Origin of the sequence: Streptomyces sp. NPDC059989 (genome assembly GCF_042736975.1) — a bacterium.
In the GTDB taxonomy this organism is placed as follows: domain Bacteria; phylum Actinomycetota; class Actinomycetes; order Streptomycetales; family Streptomycetaceae; genus Streptomyces.
On sequence record NZ_JBHWUO010000009.1, the window covers coordinates 105,033 to 124,688 of the forward strand.

Below are 19,656 nucleotides of genomic sequence, written 5' to 3' on the forward strand. Positions count from 1 at the left end.
GGGCCGGCGCACTCGGGGGGTGGTGCGCCGGCCCCCGGGGGAAGGCCGCCGGATCGGGGGCGGTGGTACGACGGCCGTGGTCGGCGGCCCGCGGTGCAGCTGAGCTGCGGGCGGACCGATGGTTGCACTGTAAACCATGTGGCTGTGGGGGCGTCGCTCGGATGTCCCGCGGGCCTGATGCGCAACGCCGACTCGCCCGCAGGGCCCAGGCCGGCGAGACCGGAGCCCGCGGGCCGCTGCCGACCCGCGATCAGGCGCCCATGCGCTCGGGCTGAACGGCATTGCCGCTGGGGTCGTGGGGTGGCCGGGGGCGGACGCGGGCGGCGAGGACGGCGACGTCGTCCTCGGCGTGCTGTGCGTCGAGTCCGTCGCAGACCGCGTCCACCACATCCGAGACCCCTGCTCCGATGGTCATGCGCAGCGCCGCGAGCCGGGCCAGCGAGGTGTCGATGTCCTCGCCGCGGCGTTCCACCAGGCCGTCCGTATAGAGGAGGACGGTCTGCTCGGGCGTGACCGGCAGGGCGACGGCTTCGTATCCGCCGAGTCCTGTGCCCAGGGGAGGGCCGACGGGAACGTCCAGCAGTTCGCCCGGTCCGTCGGCCGTGAAGACCGCGGGCGGCAGATGTCCGGCGCTGGCGTACACCGCCAAACCGCGGGCGGGATCGACGCGCACGATGAGGCAGGTCGCGGGGCGCCGGTTCTCGTCCGCCGCCGACAGCGCGTCCAGTTGGCGCAGCACCCGGTGCGGGGCGAGATCCGTGGAGGCGACGTCGCGCAGGAGGGAGCGGTAGGCGTTCATGTCGACGGCGGCTTCCAGGCCGTGGCCCATGACGTCTCCGACCACGAGCAGGGTCCTGCCGAAGTGCAGCCGCACGGTCTCGAACCAGTCGCCGCCGACGAGGGCGCGCGCTCCGAGCGGCAGGTAGCGGCTGGCGACCTCCAGGTTCGGGTGCGGTCGTCCCGGCTCGGCCACCAGGGCGCGTTGGAGGTCGATCGCGATCTTCTCGGTGGCCGCCAGGCGCCGTGCGTGTCCGATGTGCACGCAGGCGAGGCGTGCCGCGAAATGCAGGGTCGCCGTCTCGTGGTCGCTGAAGCCGCCACGCGTCCGGGCCGCGAGCAGCCTTCCGTAGAGCCGGCCCCGGCCGACGAGCGGCACGGAGACGAGATGGACGAAGCCTCCTGTGCCACGGCCGGTGTACGCGTGCACGGGATGCCCCTCGTCCCGGGCCCGGACCGCAGGGGTGGGTTCGGCGGGGAGACCGTCCAAGAGGTCCGTCGTGCCGGCCGCGGCCACGCGATCGGTCCTGCCGCCGCGGCCGATCACGTCCACAGCCGCGGCGTCGCACAGGGTTCGGAACGCGAATGCCGCCAGCTCCCGCCAGGTCGCCCGCTCGTCGAAGGACGTTCCGATCCGCTCGAGAGCCTCCTCCATCGTGCGCAGGCGTGCCTCCAAGCCATCGCGTTCCGGCACGACGCCTCCATATCCCCTGGTCCGCCCCAGGGAGCCCGACGAGGAAGGCATTTCATCACCCCCATCCGTTCCGGTGGGCCATGCGGGGCGAGGCGTTGCCCTGATCGGGGCCGCTGCAACCTGTCTGGGTGCGCCGGGCGCGCCACCCCGCGGCTCCGCGCCGATCAGGTACTGCGTTCCGCCTGTTCGTCGGGGGGCAGCAGGTCCTTGGCCCTGCGTTCCATCAGGACGGGCAGGTAGGTACGCACACGTGCGTACCTGAGCTCCTCGTACGCCGTCCGTACTGAGCTTTGTATGAGGCCGGCGTCCAGTTGAGGGTGCTCCTTCATCAGCCGCTCGGCGACGTGCCGGATGGTGAGGGCATCCTCCGATTCCGCCATCATGCACCTCAGTCTTCCTTCGGGGATCGCCTTTCCCCAGTCTCGCGGAGCGGTCTTCCGCCGGGAAGTCGATCTTTCGCCGCTCTGCGCGGGCGCCGGCGGTGCCCACCGGCCGGAACCTGCCGCACCGGATCCGGCCGGCCTACGCACCCGGTCCGGCCGGCCTACGCACCCGGTCCGGCCGGCCTACGCGCCCACGCCGCCGTCGATGCGTTGGAGCAGGTCGAGCAGGGTGGTGCGGTCGGTCGGGGACAGGCTGGAGTAGCAGGCGGCGAGGACCTCGTCGGCGATGCGGTGTCCTGCGCTCAGGACCTCTTCCCCGGCAGGGGTGAGGTAGTGCTCGATGCGCCGGCCCGTGCCCGGCCTGCGGTCGATCAGGCCCAGGGCCGTCAGCCGGCCGGCGAGCGTGCCGAAGGCCTGCTCGCTCTGGAACGTCGCCGCGGCCAGGGCGCGGGCCGGCGCCCCGGGCTCCCGGCTGATCGCGCGGAGGGCGTCCCATTGCGCCAGTGTCGTGCCGGCGGCGGCGAGGCGGCTGTCCAGTGCGCGGTGCTGCTTGTACTGGGCGTGCTTGACCGCTCTTCCAAGGGCCTGCAGTTCATCGGGCATGAACCAAGTCTAGGGCACAACTAAGCTTGTTTATATAAACAAGCTTAGTTAGTGTGCCGGGCATGCCCTCACCCAAGAGCGTCGCCTTGTACCCGGACCTGTCCCTCACCCTGACCGAAGCCGGAACCGGCAGGCCGTGCCTGATCCTGCACGGCGGCGGGGGACCGGCCACCGTCGCCGGGCTCTCGTCCCACCTCGCACGGTCCGCGCACGCCATCACGCCCGTCCACCCGGGATGGGACGGCACCCACCGCCCGGCATGGCTGACCGGCATCGACGATCTCGCCCTCGCCTACCTGCACCACCTCCACGACCGCGGGCTGCGTGACGTCCTGGTCGTAGGCTCCTCGATCGGCGGCTGGACCGCGGCGGAGATGGCCGTACGGGACGCCGGTGGCATCATCACCGGACTCGTCCTGATCGACCCCGTCGGAGTCCACGTGGAGGCCGAGCCGATCAGGGACTTCTTCGCGCTCGACGCGCGCGGTGTGGCCGAGTACGCCTGGCACGACCCGGCCCGCTTCCACCGTGGTCCCGAGACGCTGCCCGCCGGGCAACTCGCCCTCCAGCGCGACAACATGGCCGCCCTGCGCGTCCTCGCCGGCGATCCGTACATGCACGACCCGAAGCTGCTCCGCCGGCTGGGGCGAGTCGACGTTCCCGCTCTCCTGCTGTGGGGTGAGAGCGACCGCATCGTCACTCCCGCCTACGGTGCCGCGTACGCCGAAGCCTTCGGCGGTGGCCGGCTCCACGTCATCCCCGGGGCGGGCCACCTGCCACAGCTGGAACAGCCCGAAGCGACCTTCGCCGCGATCGACGGCTACCTGCGCGAGACGATCGCCGGCACCGGTGACCGCGCCGACCCCGCCGACTCCCGTCAGGCGTCGAAGCGGTGGCGGGAGGCTTCGATGTGACCGAGGTACCGGTGGGTCCAGTCGCACAGTCCGTCGATCGTCACCCGCAGGGCCTGGCCCGCTTCGGTGAGGGTGTACTCGACCCGCGGCGGCACGGTGGGATGCGCGGTCCGCACCATCAGTCCGTAGCGCTCCAGCATGCGCAGGTTCTGGGTGAGCATCTTGTGGCTGATGCCCTCGATCTCGTTCCGCAGCTCGCTGAAGCGCAGGGTGTCGTCACCCACGGCCTCGATGATCAGGAGCGCCCACTTGTTGGCGACTTCGGAGAAGATCTCCCGCGCCAGTGAGTCCGCGCGTCTCAGGTCCGCTTCGTCGGGCGCGCCCGTGAACTGCTTGGTTCCCATGAGGTTCCTCAGTCACCAAAAAGTGCGTTCTTCCATGTCAGTGGCCACTTTCCTACGGTTCCTGAGTAACCACAAGAGAGCGATCGCGCCGTGGCTCGCTGCGAGCGGGCTCGCGGGCTCTCATGACAATGGAGGCAGGAAACCATGCCCATCACCCTCGTGAACCCCAGCGGATTGCCGGAAATCGACGCCTACCGGCAGGTGTCGATCGCGACCGGGTCGAAGCTGGTCTTCGTCGCCGGGCAGGTCTCCTGGGACGCCGACGGCGTCACGGTCGGCGAAGGCGACCTCGCCGCGCAGGTCGAGCAGTGCTACCACAACGTCGCCACCGCCCTGGCCGAGGTCGGTGCCACTTTCGACGACGTGGCGAAGCTGACCCTGTACGTCGTCGACTGGACCCCCGACAAGATGCCCCAGCTCATGGAGGGCATCACCCGGGCGGCCGCGAAGCTGGGGGCCGCACCGGTCCCGCCGGCCTCGTTGCTGGGCGTCGCGGCACTGGACGTACCCGAGCACCTGGTCGAGCTGGAAGCCACCGCGGTCATCGACTGAACAGCCGGCGCGAGTTCGTGGGTCCGCCGCGGCCCACCCCGCTCACCCCTTCTTCTGCGGATCCTCGGCGTTGCGCCAGATGGTCAGGTCGAGGGTGATGTACTTGCTCGGATCGTTGCCGCCCGACTTGCCGCGGTACGTCGCCAGCGCGATGTGTCCGGCATCGCTCAGGACGCAGAGCTGGGAGCCGTCGCCGAGCTGGTCGAGGCGGATCGACTTGCTGTAACGGGTCTCCGAGCGGCAGGTGTCCAGAGATCCTTGCTGCCCGCTGTTCAGCAGCACCAGCTTGCCGTTGCCCGTGGTGATCTCGTCGCGGTCCACCACGTTGAGCACCCTCGGCTGGTAGTACACGTCGCCCTTGCTGCCGAAGCCGGCGCCCTCCTTGCCGGTCGGACGCGGCGGGTTGTCGGCCAGCATCACGAAGTAGTTCTCGGTCAGGTTGATGCCCTTGTACTCGACGGGCTGGGGGTCCGGCCGCTTCCCGCCCGACGCCGATGCGGAGCTGCCGGTGGCGGGGGGCTTGGAGCCGTCCTCGCCCGAGCCGTCGTGCAAGAACGGGTTGTAGACGAACAGCGCGACCACCAGCACCGCCACCGCACCGCCGAGGATCCGGCCGAGGGCCTTCCGTTCCCGGCGAGGCGGCGGGGTGGGCGGGAAACCAGGTCCCGCCGGCGGCATTCCCGGCCTGCCCGGCGCGGTCTGCGTGGGTGCGGACGGCGGCCCGAAGCCGGTCGGCGCGTACGGGTCGACCCCGCGGGGCGGCGGCACGTGAGGGGAGTACGCGGTGGGAGTCGGCGCGGCGGGGGGCGGCGGCGTGCGGGCGGGCTCCGGGAGCTGCCGGCGGGCGGTGAGGGACCCGGCCAGCGTCTGCGGCAGCCAGTCCCCGCCCTGCCGCAACGGTTCGGGGGAGAGGCCGTGACACAGCTCGATGATCTCGGTCAGGGCGGGCCGCCCGGCCGGATCGCGGCTGAGGCAGCGGGAGATCAGCGGCCGCAGCTCGGAGGGCAGCCGGCTGAGGTCGGGGTCCTCGTGGACGATCCGGTACAGGACGGCGTGGGAGGGGCCGTCGCCGTAGGCGGGCGCCCCGATCGCCGCGTAGGCCGCGATCTGGCCGAGGGCGAAGATGTCGGTCGCGGGCGTCACGGTGGCGCCCGCCGCCTGTTCGGGCGCCATGAACGACGGCGTGCCCACGCTGATGCCGGTGCCCGTGAGGGCCGTGGTGTCGGCGGCGCGGGCGATGCCGAAGTCGATGACGCGCGGGCCGTCCGAGGCGAGCAGGACATTGCCGGGTTTCAGGTCGCGGTGCACGATGCCGGCGGCGTGGATGACGTGCAGGGCCTCGGCGGCCCCGACGGTCAGCAGGAGCACGCTGCGCAGCGGCAGTGCGCCGTATGTCGACACCGCTTCGGCGAGCGAGGGCCCGGGGACGTAGAGGGTGGCGAGCCAGGGCTGTGCGCCGTCGGTGTCGAAGTCGATGACCGGTGCCGTGTACAGGCCCTGCACCCGCTGGGCGGACTGCACTTCCCGCTGGAAGCGGCGGCGGAACTCGGGATCCTCACCGAACTCGGGCCGGATCACCTTCAGCGCGACGGGCCGCCCGCCGGGCGTGAACGACAGGTACACCTTGCCCATGCCGCCCGCGCCCAGGACCGCCGCCAATCGGTAGCCGCCCACGACGACAGGGTCGTCGTCCCTCAAGGGCTGGAAGGGTTCCACGGACGGTGCACCGCTCATACGACTCATCCCCTGGTGACGACAGTTGCGCCCTACCCGTGCCCCGAACGCCGCAGAGAGCGTATCGAAGTCCTCCGACGCCTCCCGGCGGCGGGACGTCCGGCCAGATCCGGCCATCGCCAACCGGTGGCCGAATACGGTCCGCAGTCCTCGCAAACGCCACCGGAGACAAGATCACTGCATCGAGGTAATGCCGGGGGTTTCTCAAGGGCGTCCGGGCGCACGGGCCGTTAGTGTTCCCCGGGATCTGGATGGATTCCCGGATATTCGCCCCCTTTTTTCTCTTTCACCGGTGATGCGCACGCATGCCCATCGCCGCCCTTGCGAAGGAGCGCCCGCCCCGATGACCGTTGACACCAGCCCGGAAGCCCAGCTGGAAACGCCCCAGTCCAGCCTGAGCACGGCTGCCGCCCGCAACCTTGCCAGCACGACCAAGTCCGCCCCGCAGATGCAGGAGATCACCTCCCGGTGGCTGCTGCGGATGCTCCCCTGGGTGGAGACCAAGGGCGGCACCTACCGGGTGAACCGCCGGCTGAGCTACACCGTCGGCGACGGACGCATCGAGTTCATCCAGGACGGCGGCGACGTCCGGGTGATCCCCCGCGAGCTCGGCGAACTGGCCCTGCTGCGCGGCTTCGACGACGAGGAAGTGCTGGCCGCGATCGCCGGCCGGTGCGTCCAGCGCGACTTCCGGGCCGGCGAGGTACTGGTCGAGCGCGGTACCCCCGCCGATCAGATCCACCTGATCGCCCACGGCCGGATCAGCCAGACCTCCGTCGGCAAGTACGGCGACGCGGTCGCCGTCGCCGTCCTCGCCGACGGCGAACCGTTCGGCGAGAACGCCCTGCTGGACGCCGACGCCCAGTGGGACTACACCGCCACCGCCGAGACCCCCGGCACCCTGCTCACCCTGTCCCGCACCGAGTTCGCCGCCGTGCTGTCCTCGGCACCGAGCCTCCAGGCCCACATCCAGCGGTTCAGCTCGCTTCCCCACCAGCGGCAGAACAAGCACGGCGAGGCCGAGATCGCGATGTCGGCCGGCCACACGGGCGAGGCCGAACTGCCCGGTGCCTTCGTCGACTACGAGCTCAAGCCCCGCGAGTACGAGCTCTCCATCGCGCAGACCGTGCTGCGGATCCACACCAGGGTCGCCGACCTCTACAACGGGCCGCACAACCAGACCGAGGAGCAGCTCAGGCTGACCATCGAGGCGCTGCGCGAGCGCCAGGAGCACGAACTGGTCAACAACCGGGAGTTCGGTCTGCTCCACAACGCCGCCTTCAAGCAGCGGATCCAGACCCACTCGGGCCCGCCCACCCCGGACGACCTCGACGAGCTGCTCTGCCGCCGCCGTGGCACCAAGCTCTTCCTCGCCCACCCCCGGACGATCGCGGCGATCGGCCGCGAGCTCAACGCCCGCGGGCTCTACCCGGACCACGTCGACGTCGGCGGACAGTCGGTCCCGGCCTGGCGCGGGGTCCCGATCCTGCCCTGCAACAAGATCCCCGTCACCAAGGACAACACCAGCTCGATCCTCGCCATGCGAACCGGCGAGGACAACCAGGGCGTCATCGGCCTGCGCCAGACCGGTCTGCCGGAGGAGTACGAGCCGGGCCTGTCGGTGCGCTTCATGGGCATCGACGAGAAGTCGATCATCTCCTACCTGGTCACCACCTACTACTCCGCCGCCATCCTGGTGCCCGACGCGCTCGGCGTGCTGGAGAACGTACAGATCGCCCGCAGGCGCGACTAGCGGACCTGCCCGAGGGCCACGACCACCCGGACCCACCCGGGTCGACCGAGCATGCCCGGGATCAGGAACAGCCCACCCACCTCAACAAGGAGCCACGGATGCCCGATCCCGGGCCTTCCCCTCAGCAGTCGAGTTTGCCTGGCGCCGCGGCCCGCTTCGGGGCCCATGTCCTCGCCACCGCCCAGGGCGCCGGCTCCGAAGCGGCCGTCGCCACCCGGCCCGCCCTGCCGTCCCTGCCCTCCGTCCCCGGCGCGATGCGTCCCCCCGGGGCCGTGCCCGTACCGCAGGAGGGTGCCGCTCCGGCGTGGCAGCCGGACCCCGCCCTGGCACGGATCCTGCGCGGCCCGAGCGGTCTGGGAACGGAGGGGCTGCACCTGGCCCGGCGCGAGGAGCCCGCGGCGCCTCCGGAGCCCGCGGCGCCTCCGGAGCCCGCGGCGCCTCCGGAGCCCGCGGCGCCTCCGGAGCCCGCGGCGCCTCCGGAGCCCGCGGCACCTGCGGAGCCCGGCGCACCGGTGCCGGGCAATCCGATCCCGGGCCTCTACTACCACCCGGTGCCGGATCCCGATCCGGCGCGGGTGGAGGAGGTCAGCCGCAGGATCAAGGCGTGGGCGCTCGACGAGGTCGAGCTGTATCCCGAGGACTGGGAGGACCAGTTCGACGGCTTCCACGTCGGGCGCTACATGGTCGCCTGCCACCCGGACGCCCCCACCATCGAGCACCTGATGCTCGCCACCCGGCTGATGGTCGCCGAGAACGCGGTCGACGACTGCTACTGCGAGGACCACGGCGGCTCGCCCATCGGCCTCGGCGGACGCCTCCTGCTGGCGCACACGGCGCTCGACCCCCTCCACACGACGAAGGAGTACGAGCCGGAGTGGGCGCGGTCGCTCCATTCGGACGCGCCCCGGCGCGCCTACCGCTCCGCCATGGAGTACTTCGTCCAGCTGGCCACCGCCTCCCAGGCGGATCGTTTCCGGCACGACATGGCCCGCCTGCACATGGGGTACCTCGCCGAGGCGGCGTGGGCCGAGACGGAGTACGTCCCCGAGGTGTGGGAGTACCTGTCGATGCGGCAGTTCAACAACTTCCGCCCCTGCCCCACCATCACCGACAGCGTCGGCGGCTACGAACTGCCGGCGGACCTGCACGCCCAGCCCGCCATGCAGCGCGTCATCGCCCTCGCCTCGAACGCCACCACCATCGTCAACGACCTGTACTCGTACACCAAGGAACTCGCCAGCCCCGGCCGGCACCTGAACCTGCCCGTGGTGATCGCCGAACGGGAGGGCGTCTCCGTGCAGGAGGCCTACCTGAAGGCGGTCGAGGTCCACAACGACCTCATGCACGGCTTCGAAGCCGAAGCCGCCGCGCTGGCCGCCGCCTGCCCCGTCCCGAGCGTGCTGCGCTTCCTGCGGGGCGTGGCCGTATGGGTCGACGGCAACCACTACTGGCACCAGACCAACACCTATCGCTACAGCCTGCCCGACTTCTGGTAAGGATGGACTTATCCGTGACTGGCACCGATCTCACCACCGCCACTTCTGCCGACACCGCCGTGATCATCCCGTCCCCGGCGACGCCGTACCAGGGGGACATCGCCCGGTACTGGAACAACGAGGCCAGGCCCGTGAACCTGCGGCTCGGCGACGTCGACGGCCTTTACCACCACCACTACGGCATCGGCGACGTCGACCACGCCGCCCTCGGCGACACCACCGACAGCGAGTACGAGAAGAAGCTGGTCGCCGAGCTCCACCGGCTGGAGTCGGCGCAGGCAGAGGTCCTCCTGGACCACCTCGGCCCCATCGGGCGCGACGACACCCTCGTGGACGCCGGCTGCGGCCGCGGCGGCTCGATGGTCATGGCCCACCAGCGCTTCGGCTGCAAGGTCGAGGGCGTCACCCTGTCGGCCAAGCAGGCCGAGTTCGCCAACCAGCGTGCCCGCGAACTCGGCATCGAGGACCACGTCCGCGCCCGCGTCTGCAACATGCTCAACACGCCCTTCGAGACCGGGCAGGCCGCCGCCTCGTGGAACAACGAGTCGAGCATGTACGTCGACCTGCACGACCTCTTCGCCGAGCACTCCCGCGTCCTCTCGGTCGGCGGCCGCTACGTGACCATCACCGGCTGCTGGAACCCGCGTTACGGCCAGCCCTCGAAGTGGGTCTCGCAGATCAACGCGCACTTCGAGTGCAACATCCACTCCCGCCGGGAGTACCTGCGCGCCATGGCCGACAACCGTCTCGTACCGCAGGCGGTCATCGACCTGACTCCGGCGACCCTGCCCTACTGGGAGCTGCGGGCCACGTCCTCGCTGGTCACCGGCATCGAAGAGGCGTTCATCGAGTCCTACAAGGACGGCTCCTTCCAGTACGTCCTGATCGCGGCCGACCGCATCTGACCGACCGGCGACCCCAAGGGGCCGGGCCCGTCACCCGACGGGCCCGGCCCCGGCGCGCATCCACCAGGTGGCGGCCCACCCGCCCCCCTTCCGAGTGACACCCCCGCACCGCCTCGGCGTCCGGCGGGCGGCCGCGGCCGACGATCGCCAGCGGCCGTACCCGTTCCGGCTGACGATCACCGAGGTCCGGTCGCTTGGGAGATCACGTGCACGTCCTGCTCGCCGCCAGCGCGTTCAACAGCCTCACCCAGCGGGTCCACGCCGAACTGAGGGACCACGGCCACCACGTCGCGGTCGAACTCGTCCTGTCCGGCGACTCCCTGGCCGACGCCGTCCGCCGCCACCGGCCCGACCTCGTCCTGGCACCGATGCTGAAGACGGCCGTCCCCCGCGAGGTCTGGTCCGCGCACACCTGCCTGATCGTCCACCCGGGGCCCGTCGGCGACCGGGGTCCCTCCTCGCTCGACTGGGCCATCACCCAGGACGCGACGCGATGGGGCGTCACCGTCCTGCAGGCCGACGAGGAAATGGACGCCGGCGACGTCTGGGCATCCGTCGACTGCCCGCTGCCGCCCGTCGGCAAGAGCGACGCCTACCGCGGCGAGATCGCCGACGCGGCGCTGGCCGCCGTACTCCTGGCCGTCGACCGCTTCGCCTCCGGCACCCACGTGCCGCAGCCGCAGCGCTCCGGCCGCGCCCGGCCCTACCTGCGCCAGGAACAGCGCCGGATCGACTGGGCCCACGACACCACGGAGAGCGTCGTACGAGCCCTGCGCGCCGCCGACTCGCAGCCCGGAGTCCTCGACGAACTGCTCGGCGGCCAGTGGTACCTCCACGGCGGACATCCGGAGGACCGGCTGCACGGCCGTCCCGGAGCGCTCCTGGCCACCAGGGCGGGCGCGGTCTGCCGGGCCACGGCCGACGGAGCCGTGTGGATCCCCGAACTGCGGGCCCGGCGCGTCCCCGGGGAGCCCGCCCCCGTCAAACTGCCCGCCACGCTCGCCCTCGGGGACCGGCTCCCGCCGCTGCCCGAGATCCCCGCCCCGCCGTACGCCGACCCCCCGGTGCGGACCTGGGCCGACATCGGCTACCGGGAGCAGGGAGGCGCCGGCTTCCTGTCGTTCTCCTTCCCCGGCGGCGCCATGAGCACCGAGCAGTGCCGGCGCCTGCTGGCGGCCTACCGTACGGCCTGCTCCCGCCCCACCTCCGTACTCGTCCTCGGCGGCGGCCGCGACTTCTTCTCCAACGGCATCCACCTCGGCGTCATCGAGGCGGCCGCCGACCCCGCCGCCGAGTCCTGGGCCAACATCGGCGCCATGGACGACCTGGTGGAGGCCGTGCTGACCACCACCGACCGGCTCGTCGTGGCCGCCCTCGGCGGCAACGCGGCCGCCGGCGGGGCCATGCTCGCCCTCGCCGCCGACGAGGTCTGGTGCAGGGCGGGGGTGGTCCTCAACCCGCACTACCGGCTGATGGGGCTGTACGGGTCGGAGTACTGGACCTACACCCTGCCCCGCCGCGTCGGCACCGGAGTGGCGGAGCGCCTCACCACCGAGGCCCTGCCGCTCAGCGCCGACGCCGCCCGCCGGCTCGGGCTGACCGACCGCACCATCACCTGCGGCCCACAGGACTTCGCGGCCGAGACCGCCCGGCTCGCGGCCCGCCTGGCGGCCTCACCCGCCACACAGGCCGCGATCGCCCGCAAGAAGGACCGGCTCGACCGGGACGAGGCGGTCCGGCCGCTGTCCGCCTACCGGCAGGCGGAGCTGGCACGGATGCGGGAGACCTTCTTCGACCCGCAGGCCCCCCACCACGCGCTGCGCCGCGCCTTCGTGCGCAAGGAGCCCCCGGACCGGACCCCGCCACACCTGGCGCGGGCCGTGCCCGGCCGGCGCACGGCCCCGCTCCCCGCCCGGCGGCCCGCCGTCACTGGACCGGCCCAGCACGACAGGGCAACGGGCCCCGCGGACTGCTAGCAAGAAGGGTGAGGCGGACCGGAAACCCCCCGCCTCCACGGCACCCCCGGCCCCCGGCCGCACCCCTCCCGCATCCCTCCCCAAGGAGCGATCCTCATGGATGCAGCAACGCCCAGCACGGTAGAGGACCCCCCGATCCACATCCTCTGGATCAACGCCGGACTGAGCTGCGACGGCGACTCGGTGTCCCTGACGGCAGCGATGCAGCCCAGCATCGAGGACATCGTCACGGGCACGCTCCCCGGCCTGCCCAAGATCGCCGTGCACTGGCCGCTGATCGACTTCGAATGCGGTCCGGTCGGCGGCGCGGACACCTTCATCGAATGGTTCTTCAAGGGGGAGCGCGGCGAGATCGACCCCTTCGTGCTCGTCGTCGAAGGCTCGATCCCCAACGAGAGGATCAAGCCCGAGGGCTACTGGTGCGGCTTCGGCGACGACCCCGAGACCGGCCAGCCCATCACCACCAGCGAGTGGATCGACCGCCTCGCGCCCAAGGCGCTCGCCGTGGTGGCGATCGGCACCTGCGCCACGTACGGCGGCATCCACGCGATGGAGGGCAACCCCACGGGCGCCATGGGCGTGCCCGACTACCTGGGCTGGGACTGGACTTCCAAGGCCGGCATCCCGATCGTCTGCGTGCCGGGCTGCCCGATCCAGCCGGACAACTTCGCCGAGACCCTCACCTACCTGCTCTACCAGGCGGCCGGCTCCGCCCCGATGATCCCGCTCGACGACAAGCTCCGCCCGACCTGGCTGTTCGGCGCCACCGTGCACGAGGGGTGCGACCGCGCCGGCTACTACGAGCAGGGCCAGTTCGCCAAGACCTACGACTCCCCGAAGTGCCTGGTCAAGATCGGCTGCTGGGGTCCCGTCGTCAAGTGCAACGTCCCCAAGCGCGGCTGGATGAACGGCATCGGCGGCTGTCCGAACGTCGGCGGCATCTGCATCGCCTGCACGATGCCCGGCTTCCCCGACAAGTTCATGCCGTTCATGGACGAGCCCCCCGGCGCGAAGGTGTCGAGCAAGGCCAGCGGGGCGTACGGCGCCGTGGTCCGCAGGCTCCGTTCGATCACGGCGCACACCGTGGACCAGGAGCCGAAGTGGCGCCGCTCCGGCCAGAAGCTGACCACGGGCTACCGCCCGCCCTGGTGATACCGGCCCCGACGTCCTCACCCGCTACGAACTCCGCGCAAGAGCAGCAAGAAGGGTCACGGCAGACACGATGGCACCGAAGACGAAGGCGGCCGGCGACGGCAGCGGCCTGGTGGAGATGGCCTGGGATCCGATCACCCGGATCGTGGGCAGCCTCGGCATCCACACGAAGATCGACTTCAAGCAGAAGCGGGTCGCGGAGTGCTACAGCACCTCCTCGGTCTTCCGCGGCTACAGCGTCTTCATGCGCGGCAAGGACCCCCGCGACGCGCACTTCATCACCAGCCGCATCTGCGGGATCTGCGGCGACAACCACGCCACCTGCTCCGTGTACACCCAGAACATGGCCTACGGGGTGAAGCCGCCCCACCTCGCCGAGTGGATCATCAACCTGGGCGAAGCCGCGGAGTACATGTTCGACCACAACATCTTCCAGGAGAACCTGGTCGGGGTCGACTACTGCGAGAAGATGGTCCGCGAGACGAACCCGGGCGTCCTCGAACTGGCCGAGCGCACCCAGGCCCCGCACGCCGGCGAGCACGGCTACAAGACCATCGCCGACATCATGCGCTCCCTCAACCCCATCGAGGGCGAGTTCTACCGCGAGGCCCTCCAGGTCAGCCGCTACACCCGCGAGATGTTCTGCCTCATGGAGGGCCGCCACGTGCACCCCTCCACCCTCTACCCGGGCGGCGTGGGCACGATCGCGTCCGTCCAGCTCTTCACCGACTACATGAGCCGCCTCATGCGGTACGTGGAGTTCATGAAGCGCGTCGTCCCGCTCCACGACGACCTCTTCGACTTCTTCTACGAGGCACTGCCCGGGTACGAGGAGGTCGGCCGGCGCCGGGTGCTCCTCGGCTGCTGGGGCGCGCTCAACGACCCCGAGTACTGCGACTTCACGTACGCCAACATGTCCGACTGGGGACGGAAGATGTTCGTCACCCCGGGCGTGGTCGTCGACGGGAAGCTGGTCACCAACGACCTCACCGAGATCAACCTCGGCATCCGCATCCTGCTCGGCAGCTCGTACTACGACGACTGGCAGGGCCAGGAGCAGTTCGTCACCCACGACCCGCTCGGCAACCCGGTCGACCCGCGCCACCCGTGGAACCAGCACACCATCCCCGCCCCGCAGAAGCGGAACTTCGACGACAAGTACAGCTGGGTGATGTCCCCGCGCTGGTTCGACGGCAAGGACCACCTCGCCCTCGACACCGGCGGCGGCCCCATCGCCCGCCTGTGGTCCACTGCGCTGTCCGGACTCGTCCACACCGACTACGTCCAGGCCACCGGGCACAGCGTCGTCATCACCCTGCCCCGCACGATGACCAAGCCCGAGACCCGCTTCGAGTGGAAGATCCCGAAGTGGAGCAACGCGCTGGAGCGCAACCGCGCCCGCACGTACTTCCAGGCCTACGCCGCCGCCATCGCCCTGCACTGCGCCGAGAAGGGGCTCGCGGAGGTCCGCGCCGGACGCACCCAGACCTGGGAGAAGTTCGAGGTGCCGGACGAGTCCATCGGCGTCGGCTTCACCGAGGCCGTGCGCGGCGTGCTCTCGCACCACATGGTCATCCGGGACGGCAAGATCGCCAACTACCACCCCTACCCGCCGACCCCGTGGAACGCCAGCACCCGCGACACCTTCGGCACCCCCGGACCGTACGAGGACGCCGTCCAGAACACCCCGATCTTCGAGGAGAACACCCCGGAGAACTTCAAGGGCATCGACATCATGCGCGCCGTGCGCAGCTTCGACCCCTGTCTGCCCTGCGGAGTCCACATGTACGTCGGCGGCGGCAAGACGGTGAAGTCGATGCACGTCCCCACCGGCCTGAGCGGACTGGGCGGATGAGCGCCGGAACGACCGCGGCCAGGGAAGCGGGCCGGAGGGTCGAGGAGGCCCTCGACGCGCTGGCGGCCTCCGGCGACCGGCAGGCCCGCGAGGCCGCCGAGGAACTGGTGCGCGCGCTCATGGACTTCTACGGGGGCGGACTGGCCCGGATCGTGGAGCGGATCGGCGAACTCCCGCCCGGCGCCGACCCGCTCGCCCGGCTGCTCGACGACGAGCTGGTGTCGAGCCTGCTGGCCCTGCACGACCTGCACCCCGAGGACGTGCACACCCGGATCGCCCGCGCCCTGGACGCCGCGGCGCAGCCGGTGGAGCCGGTCGGCTTCGAGGAGGCCACCGGCACCCTGCGGCTGCGGTCCGCGGCCGCCACCGAGAGCGGCTGCGGCTGCGGGAGCACCGGTGACGCGGTCCGGCAGCAGGTCGAGGACGCCGTGGCCGCCTTCGCACCCGAGGTGACCTCGGTGGAGCTGGAGCCCGCCGCTCCGCAGCCGACGCTGCTCCAGATCGGGACCCGGCCGCAGACCCCGGCGCGGGTTTCGTGAGCACGGGCCACCCGCGGGCCGCGCCCGCGCGCGGCCTGCGGCGGTTCACCGGGCCCCGCGCACCGCGTCCCGAGAGCTGCGAACTGTGCGGGGTGGCGGTGGCCGAGGACGGGCACCGCCACCTGGTGGAGACCGAGAAGCGGTCGCTCGTCTGCGCCTGCACGGGCTGCGCCCTGCTGTTCGACCGGCCGGGCGCGGGCGCGGGGCGGTTCCGCGCCGTCCCGGACCGCTACCTGTCCGACCCCGGCCACCGGCTGGACGACGGCGCCTGGGAACTCCTCCAGATCCCGGTCGGCGTCGCCTTCTTCTTCCGCAACGCCGCCCTCGACCGGCTCGTCGCCCTCTACCCGAGCCCGGCCGGAGCCACCGAGAGCGAACTCGATCCGCGGACCTGGCAGCAGGTACTCGGCGCCGGCCGGCTGGCCGGACTCCTCGAACCCGACGTGGAGGCCCTGCTGCTGCGCCGCTCCGAGGGCCGGACCGAGTGCTACCTGGTGCCGATCGACATCTGCTACGAACTGGTGGGGCGGATGCGGCTGCTGTGGCAGGGATTCGACGGCGGAGCCGAGGCCCGCGCCGCGCTGCGGACCTTCTTCGACGAGGTCGAACGGCGCTCCAAGGCCGTGGCGCCCCCGGCCGCGGTCGCGGAGGCACGGCCGTGACCGAATTCGCCTTCACCTGTACCGGAGTCCGGGCCGATCCGTACGCCGCCGGCCCCACCCTCGTCTTCCGGCTGCGCATCACCGCCTCCCCGGACACCCGCGTCCACGCCCTCGCGCTGCGCTGCCAGCTCCGCATCGAACCGGCCGGACGGGGCTACGGACCCGGCGAAGCCGCCGCGCTGCACGACCTGTTCGGCGAGCGGTCCCGCTGGGGCAGCACGCTCCAGCCCCTCCAGTTCGCCCAGGTCGCCGTCATGGTCCCGAGCTTCACCGGGGAGACCGAGACCGAGGTGGCCGTGCCCTGCACCTACGACATGGACATCGCGGCCGCCCGCTACTTCGACGCCCTCGAAGAAGGCGAGGCACCACTGTTGATGCTGTTCTCCGGAACCGCCTTCACCGGGTCCGGGGGCTTCCACGTCGAGCCCGTGCCCTGGGACCGCGAAGCCCCGTACCGGATGCCCGTGGCCGTGTGGCGGGAGATGATCGAGCAGCACTTCCCCGGCTGCGGCTGGCTGCGCCTGCCGCACGACACGATGGCGGAGCTCCTCGCCTACCGGTCGCGGCACGCGCTCGCCTCCTGGGAGTCGACCGTACGGGCCCTCCTGGACGCCGCGGTGATCGCCGAGCCGCCGCCCCCGGACCCGCACCGGACCGGCGCCCCCGTACTGCAGCGCGTCACCGGGAGGGCCGCCCCATGACCACGACCTCCCTGCCCGCGGCGAACGCCCGCTTCGCGGCCGCCCGGCAGGTTGCCGATGCCGTCCTGTTCGAGGGGTACGTGCTGTACCCCTACCGGGCCTCGGCGGCCAAGAACCGGTTGCGCTGGCAGTTCGGCGTACTGGTCCCGCCCGTGTGGGGCACGGCGCACGACGAGCACTCCTGCCAGCGGACCGAGCTGGTGATGGAGCCCAGAGGGGCGGCGACCCTCGCCGTCGAGCTGCGCTTCCTGCACGCGCAGCGGCGTACGGTCGAAGAGGCCCGCGCCGACGGCGCCTTCGCGGCCGTGCCCGAGCTCCACCTGCCGGACCGGGTCCTGGTCCCCTGGGACGAAGGGACCGAGGAACGCGTCGAAATGACCGTCTCCGTGGCCGAGTTGGCGGCCGGAGAGATCACCCTCGCCTTTGCCCGGCCGGCCCGTACGGAGACCGAGCCCGTCCTCGGAGCCGACGGCCGGGAGCGGGGCCGCCTGGTCCGCCGCACCGAGCGGATCGACGGCGTGCTGCGGCTGCACGCCGAGGAACTGAACGTCCCCTACCGGGCGTTCAAGCTCACCGCCGTCGTGGAGAACACCAGCGCCTGGACCCCGGAGGCGGACGGCGCCGACCGGGACGCGGCCCTGCCGCGGTCGCTGGTCGCGGCCCACTTGCTGCTGGGTCTCGACTCCGGCTCCTTCCTGTCGATGACCGACCCGCCCGAGTGGGCCAGGGCCGCCGTCGCGACCTGCGAGAACCGGCACACCTGGCCCGTGCTCGCCGGGGAACCGGGCCGCGCGGACGTGGTCCTCTCCTCCCCGATCATCCTGGAGGACCACGCCGCCATCGCCCCCGAGAGCGCCGGCGCGATGTACGACGCCACCGAGATCGACGAGATCCTCGCCCTGCGCACGGCCGCCCTGACCGACCAGGAGAAGCGCGAGGCCCGCGGGACGGACGCCCGCGCCGCCGCCGTGATCGACCTGGCCGACTCCATGCCCCCCGAGGTACTGGAACGCCTGCACGGCGCGGTCCGGGCCCTGCGGGAGATCACCCACCCGGCCGCGCCCGACCTGCCGCTGGCCGTCGGCGAACTCCTCGGGGACGAAGCGGTGTTCAAGCCGGACACCCCCTGGTGGGACCCGGCGCACGCCGACCCCGCCGACCCGGCCCGCGACCGGATCCTGATCGACGGCACGTCCGTGGGCGCGGGCAGCCGCGTCCTGCTGCGGCCGGGCCTGCGCCGCACCGATGCCCAGGACCTGTTCCTCCACGGGCGCAGCGCACAGGTCGAGGGCGTCCTGCACGACGTCGACGGGGGAGTGCACCTCGCGGTCACCGTCGAAGGCGACCCCGGGGCCGACATCCGCCGGGAGCAGGGCAGGTTCCTGTACTTCCAGCCCGACGAGGTCACCCCCCTGGAGGACGCGTGAGGGCCCGGATCCTGGTCGCGGGCATCGGCAACGTCTTCCTCGGCGACGACGGCTTCGGCGTCGAGACGGTGCGCGCTCTGGGCGCGCACCCCCTGCCGGAGGGGGTGGAGGTGGTGGACTTCGGCGTGCGCGGGGTCCACCTCGCCTACCAGCTCCTCGACGGCTACGACACGCTCGTCCTCGTAGATGCCACCGCCCGGGGCGGCGCCCCGGGAACGCTCCACCTCATCGAGGCCGGTGCGTGCACCGAACCCGCGGAGCCCGACGGGGCCGGGGAGGCCGGGGAGGCCGCCGGGCCCGGCGCCGCCGTACTCGACGGGCACCACATGACCCCCGACGCCGTCCTGGCCCTGCTGGGCACCCTGTGCGCCGGCACCGGCTCCACCCCGCCCCGGCGCACCCTGGTCGTGGGCTGCGAACCCGCCTCCGTCGAGGAGGGCATCGGCCTGAGCCCGCCCGTGGCCGCAGCCGTGCCGCAGGCCGTCCGCATGGTCCTGGACCTGCTCACGCCCCAGACCGAAGACCCGAGGCCTCCCCGTGAACTGAGGAGAACCCCATGAAGAGAGCCTTCATCTGCGGGGCGGCGGCCGCCGCCCTGGCCGCCGTGGCGATCCAGGTCTTCCCCGACCTCAGGCGCTATCTGAGGATGGCCCGGATGTGACGTGACACTGGTGTGATGTGACACTGCCCGCCCGGGCGCCCGAATGGCGTACCGGGCGGGCGTGGTGTCGGCGTGCTTGCCCGCCGCGCTCCGGTCCCGCCGGTGTAATGGCCCCGGCAGGACGGAGTCCGATGCACGAGATGTCGATCGCCATGGCCGTCGTGGGCCAGGTGGAAGAGGCGGCGCGAGCCGGCGGGGCGCGGGCCGTGACCTCCGTACGGCTCCAGGTCGGAGAGCTGGCGGGCGTGGTTCCCGACTCCCTCGCCTTCTGCTTCGAGCTGGCCTGTGCCGGAACGGTCCTCGAAGGGGCCGAGCTCACCACCGAATCAGTCCCCGCCCGCGCGCGCTGCGGCTCCTGTACGGGCGAATGGGCCGTCGGGATGCCCCCCGACCTGTGCTGTCCCGGTTGCGGCAAGGCCACGGCGGTGGAACTGCTCGCGGGCCGCGAGCTGCAGATCCTCAGCGTCCACTGGGACGACGGCCCCGCCCGGCGCCCCGACCGCGAACCGATCCCCGAGGAGGCCTGAA

General features: G+C 71.9%; 20 protein-coding genes. 15 read left to right on the forward strand and 5 right to left on the reverse strand.

Annotated elements, in window-relative coordinates; translation table 11 throughout:
• Positions 1 to 250: 250 nt before the first annotated feature.
• From ACFWBN_RS10630 to ACFWBN_RS10640, 3 genes are all read right to left on the reverse strand, one after another.
• Entirely contained in the window at positions 251 to 1,471 is a 1,221-nt protein-coding gene (locus ACFWBN_RS10630) for a PP2C family protein-serine/threonine phosphatase (protein ID WP_385173748.1), read from the reverse strand.
• Between the two features lie 164 nt (positions 1,472 to 1,635).
• Positions 1,636 to 1,854, reverse strand: a complete 219-nt coding sequence (locus ACFWBN_RS10635) for a three-helix bundle dimerization domain-containing protein (RefSeq protein ID WP_385173751.1) — start codon at positions 1,852 to 1,854, stop codon at positions 1,636 to 1,638.
• Positions 1,855 to 2,037: 183 nt separating this feature from the next.
• Positions 2,038 to 2,457 (reverse strand): MarR family winged helix-turn-helix transcriptional regulator, encoded by a 420-nt coding sequence (locus tag ACFWBN_RS10640; protein ID WP_385173754.1) that lies wholly within the window; start codon positions 2,455 to 2,457, stop codon positions 2,038 to 2,040.
• 62 nt (positions 2,458 to 2,519) lie between these two features.
• Between ACFWBN_RS10640 and ACFWBN_RS10645 the strand changes: the two genes are divergently transcribed.
• Entirely contained in the window at positions 2,520 to 3,371 is an 852-nt protein-coding gene (locus ACFWBN_RS10645) for an alpha/beta fold hydrolase (protein WP_385173757.1), read from the forward strand.
• On the opposite strand, the gene ACFWBN_RS10650 is transcribed toward ACFWBN_RS10645, so the two are convergent.
• Complete coding sequence (locus ACFWBN_RS10650) at positions 3,335 to 3,715, reverse strand: winged helix-turn-helix transcriptional regulator (RefSeq protein ID WP_385173760.1); 381 nt, start codon at positions 3,713 to 3,715, stop codon at positions 3,335 to 3,337. The two genes, ACFWBN_RS10645 and ACFWBN_RS10650, sit on opposite strands and share 37 nt — an antisense overlap.
• A 144-nt stretch (positions 3,716 to 3,859) precedes the next feature.
• On the opposite strand from ACFWBN_RS10650, the gene ACFWBN_RS10655 reads away from it, so the two are divergent.
• A complete protein-coding gene (locus tag ACFWBN_RS10655; RefSeq protein ID WP_385173763.1) occupies positions 3,860 to 4,267 on the forward strand; it encodes a RidA family protein in 408 nt (135 codons plus the stop codon).
• Positions 4,268 to 4,309: 42 nt separating this feature from the next.
• On the opposite strand, the gene ACFWBN_RS10660 is transcribed toward ACFWBN_RS10655, so the two are convergent.
• Positions 4,310 to 6,010: a serine/threonine-protein kinase gene (locus ACFWBN_RS10660; protein ID WP_385173766.1), complete on the reverse strand. Its 1,701-nt coding sequence runs from the start codon at positions 6,008 to 6,010 to the stop codon at positions 4,310 to 4,312.
• 334 nt (positions 6,011 to 6,344) lie between these two features.
• Here ACFWBN_RS10660 and ACFWBN_RS10665 point away from each other — a divergent pair, with 334 nt between their 5' ends.
• The 13 genes from ACFWBN_RS10665 to hypA all read left to right on the forward strand — a co-directional run bounded on the left by ACFWBN_RS10665 (position 6,345) and on the right by hypA (position 19,655).
• On the forward strand, positions 6,345 to 7,754 hold the full coding sequence (locus tag ACFWBN_RS10665) for a family 2B encapsulin nanocompartment shell protein (protein ID WP_385173769.1): 1,410 nt from the start codon (positions 6,345 to 6,347) through the stop codon (positions 7,752 to 7,754).
• Between the two features lie 98 nt (positions 7,755 to 7,852).
• On the forward strand, positions 7,853 to 9,250 hold the full coding sequence (locus ACFWBN_RS10670) for a family 2 encapsulin nanocompartment cargo protein terpene cyclase (RefSeq protein ID WP_385173772.1): 1,398 nt from the start codon (positions 7,853 to 7,855) through the stop codon (positions 9,248 to 9,250).
• Positions 9,251 to 9,252: 2 nt separating this feature from the next.
• Positions 9,253 to 10,155, forward strand: coding sequence for a geranyl diphosphate 2-C-methyltransferase (locus ACFWBN_RS10675; RefSeq protein ID WP_385173775.1), 903 nt, complete (start codon positions 9,253 to 9,255; stop codon positions 10,153 to 10,155).
• Positions 10,156 to 10,361: 206 nt separating this feature from the next.
• On the forward strand, positions 10,362 to 12,131 hold the full coding sequence (locus ACFWBN_RS10680) for an enoyl-CoA hydratase-related protein (RefSeq protein WP_385174080.1): 1,770 nt from the start codon (positions 10,362 to 10,364) through the stop codon (positions 12,129 to 12,131).
• 96 nt (positions 12,132 to 12,227) lie between these two features.
• Complete coding sequence (locus ACFWBN_RS10685; protein ID WP_385173778.1) at positions 12,228 to 13,283, forward strand: hydrogenase expression protein HypE; 1,056 nt, start codon at positions 12,228 to 12,230, stop codon at positions 13,281 to 13,283.
• A 70-nt stretch (positions 13,284 to 13,353) separates the two neighbouring features.
• Entirely contained in the window at positions 13,354 to 15,138 is a 1,785-nt protein-coding gene (locus tag ACFWBN_RS10690) for a nickel-dependent hydrogenase large subunit (RefSeq protein WP_385173781.1), read from the forward strand.
• On the forward strand, positions 15,135 to 15,677 hold the full coding sequence (locus ACFWBN_RS10695; protein WP_385173784.1) for a hypothetical protein: 543 nt from the start codon (positions 15,135 to 15,137) through the stop codon (positions 15,675 to 15,677). The genes ACFWBN_RS10690 and ACFWBN_RS10695 overlap by 4 nt, the downstream gene beginning before the upstream one ends.
• On the forward strand, positions 15,674 to 16,339 hold the full coding sequence (locus tag ACFWBN_RS10700; protein ID WP_385173787.1) for a DUF5947 family protein: 666 nt from the start codon (positions 15,674 to 15,676) through the stop codon (positions 16,337 to 16,339). The genes ACFWBN_RS10695 and ACFWBN_RS10700 overlap by 4 nt, the downstream gene beginning before the upstream one ends.
• On the forward strand, positions 16,336 to 17,040 hold the full coding sequence (locus ACFWBN_RS10705; RefSeq protein ID WP_385173790.1) for a DUF6084 family protein: 705 nt from the start codon (positions 16,336 to 16,338) through the stop codon (positions 17,038 to 17,040). Before ACFWBN_RS10700 ends, ACFWBN_RS10705 begins: the two co-directional genes overlap by 4 nt.
• Complete coding sequence (locus ACFWBN_RS10710; protein WP_385173793.1) at positions 17,037 to 18,467, forward strand: hypothetical protein; 1,431 nt, start codon at positions 17,037 to 17,039, stop codon at positions 18,465 to 18,467. Before ACFWBN_RS10705 ends, ACFWBN_RS10710 begins: the two co-directional genes overlap by 4 nt.
• Entirely contained in the window at positions 18,464 to 19,027 is a 564-nt protein-coding gene (locus ACFWBN_RS10715; RefSeq protein ID WP_385173796.1) for a hydrogenase maturation protease, read from the forward strand. The genes ACFWBN_RS10710 and ACFWBN_RS10715 overlap by 4 nt, the downstream gene beginning before the upstream one ends.
• The gene (locus ACFWBN_RS10720) at positions 19,024 to 19,128 is read left to right on the forward strand and encodes a DUF6893 family small protein (RefSeq protein WP_385173799.1); all 105 of its coding nucleotides are present in this window, start codon (positions 19,024 to 19,026) and stop codon (positions 19,126 to 19,128) included. Before ACFWBN_RS10715 ends, ACFWBN_RS10720 begins: the two co-directional genes overlap by 4 nt.
• A gap of 131 nt (positions 19,129 to 19,259) precedes the next feature.
• Positions 19,260 to 19,655 (forward strand): hydrogenase maturation nickel metallochaperone HypA, encoded by a 396-nt coding sequence (hypA, locus tag ACFWBN_RS10725; RefSeq protein ID WP_385173802.1) that lies wholly within the window; start codon positions 19,260 to 19,262, stop codon positions 19,653 to 19,655.
• The last annotated feature ends 1 nt before the right edge of the window (position 19,656 follow it).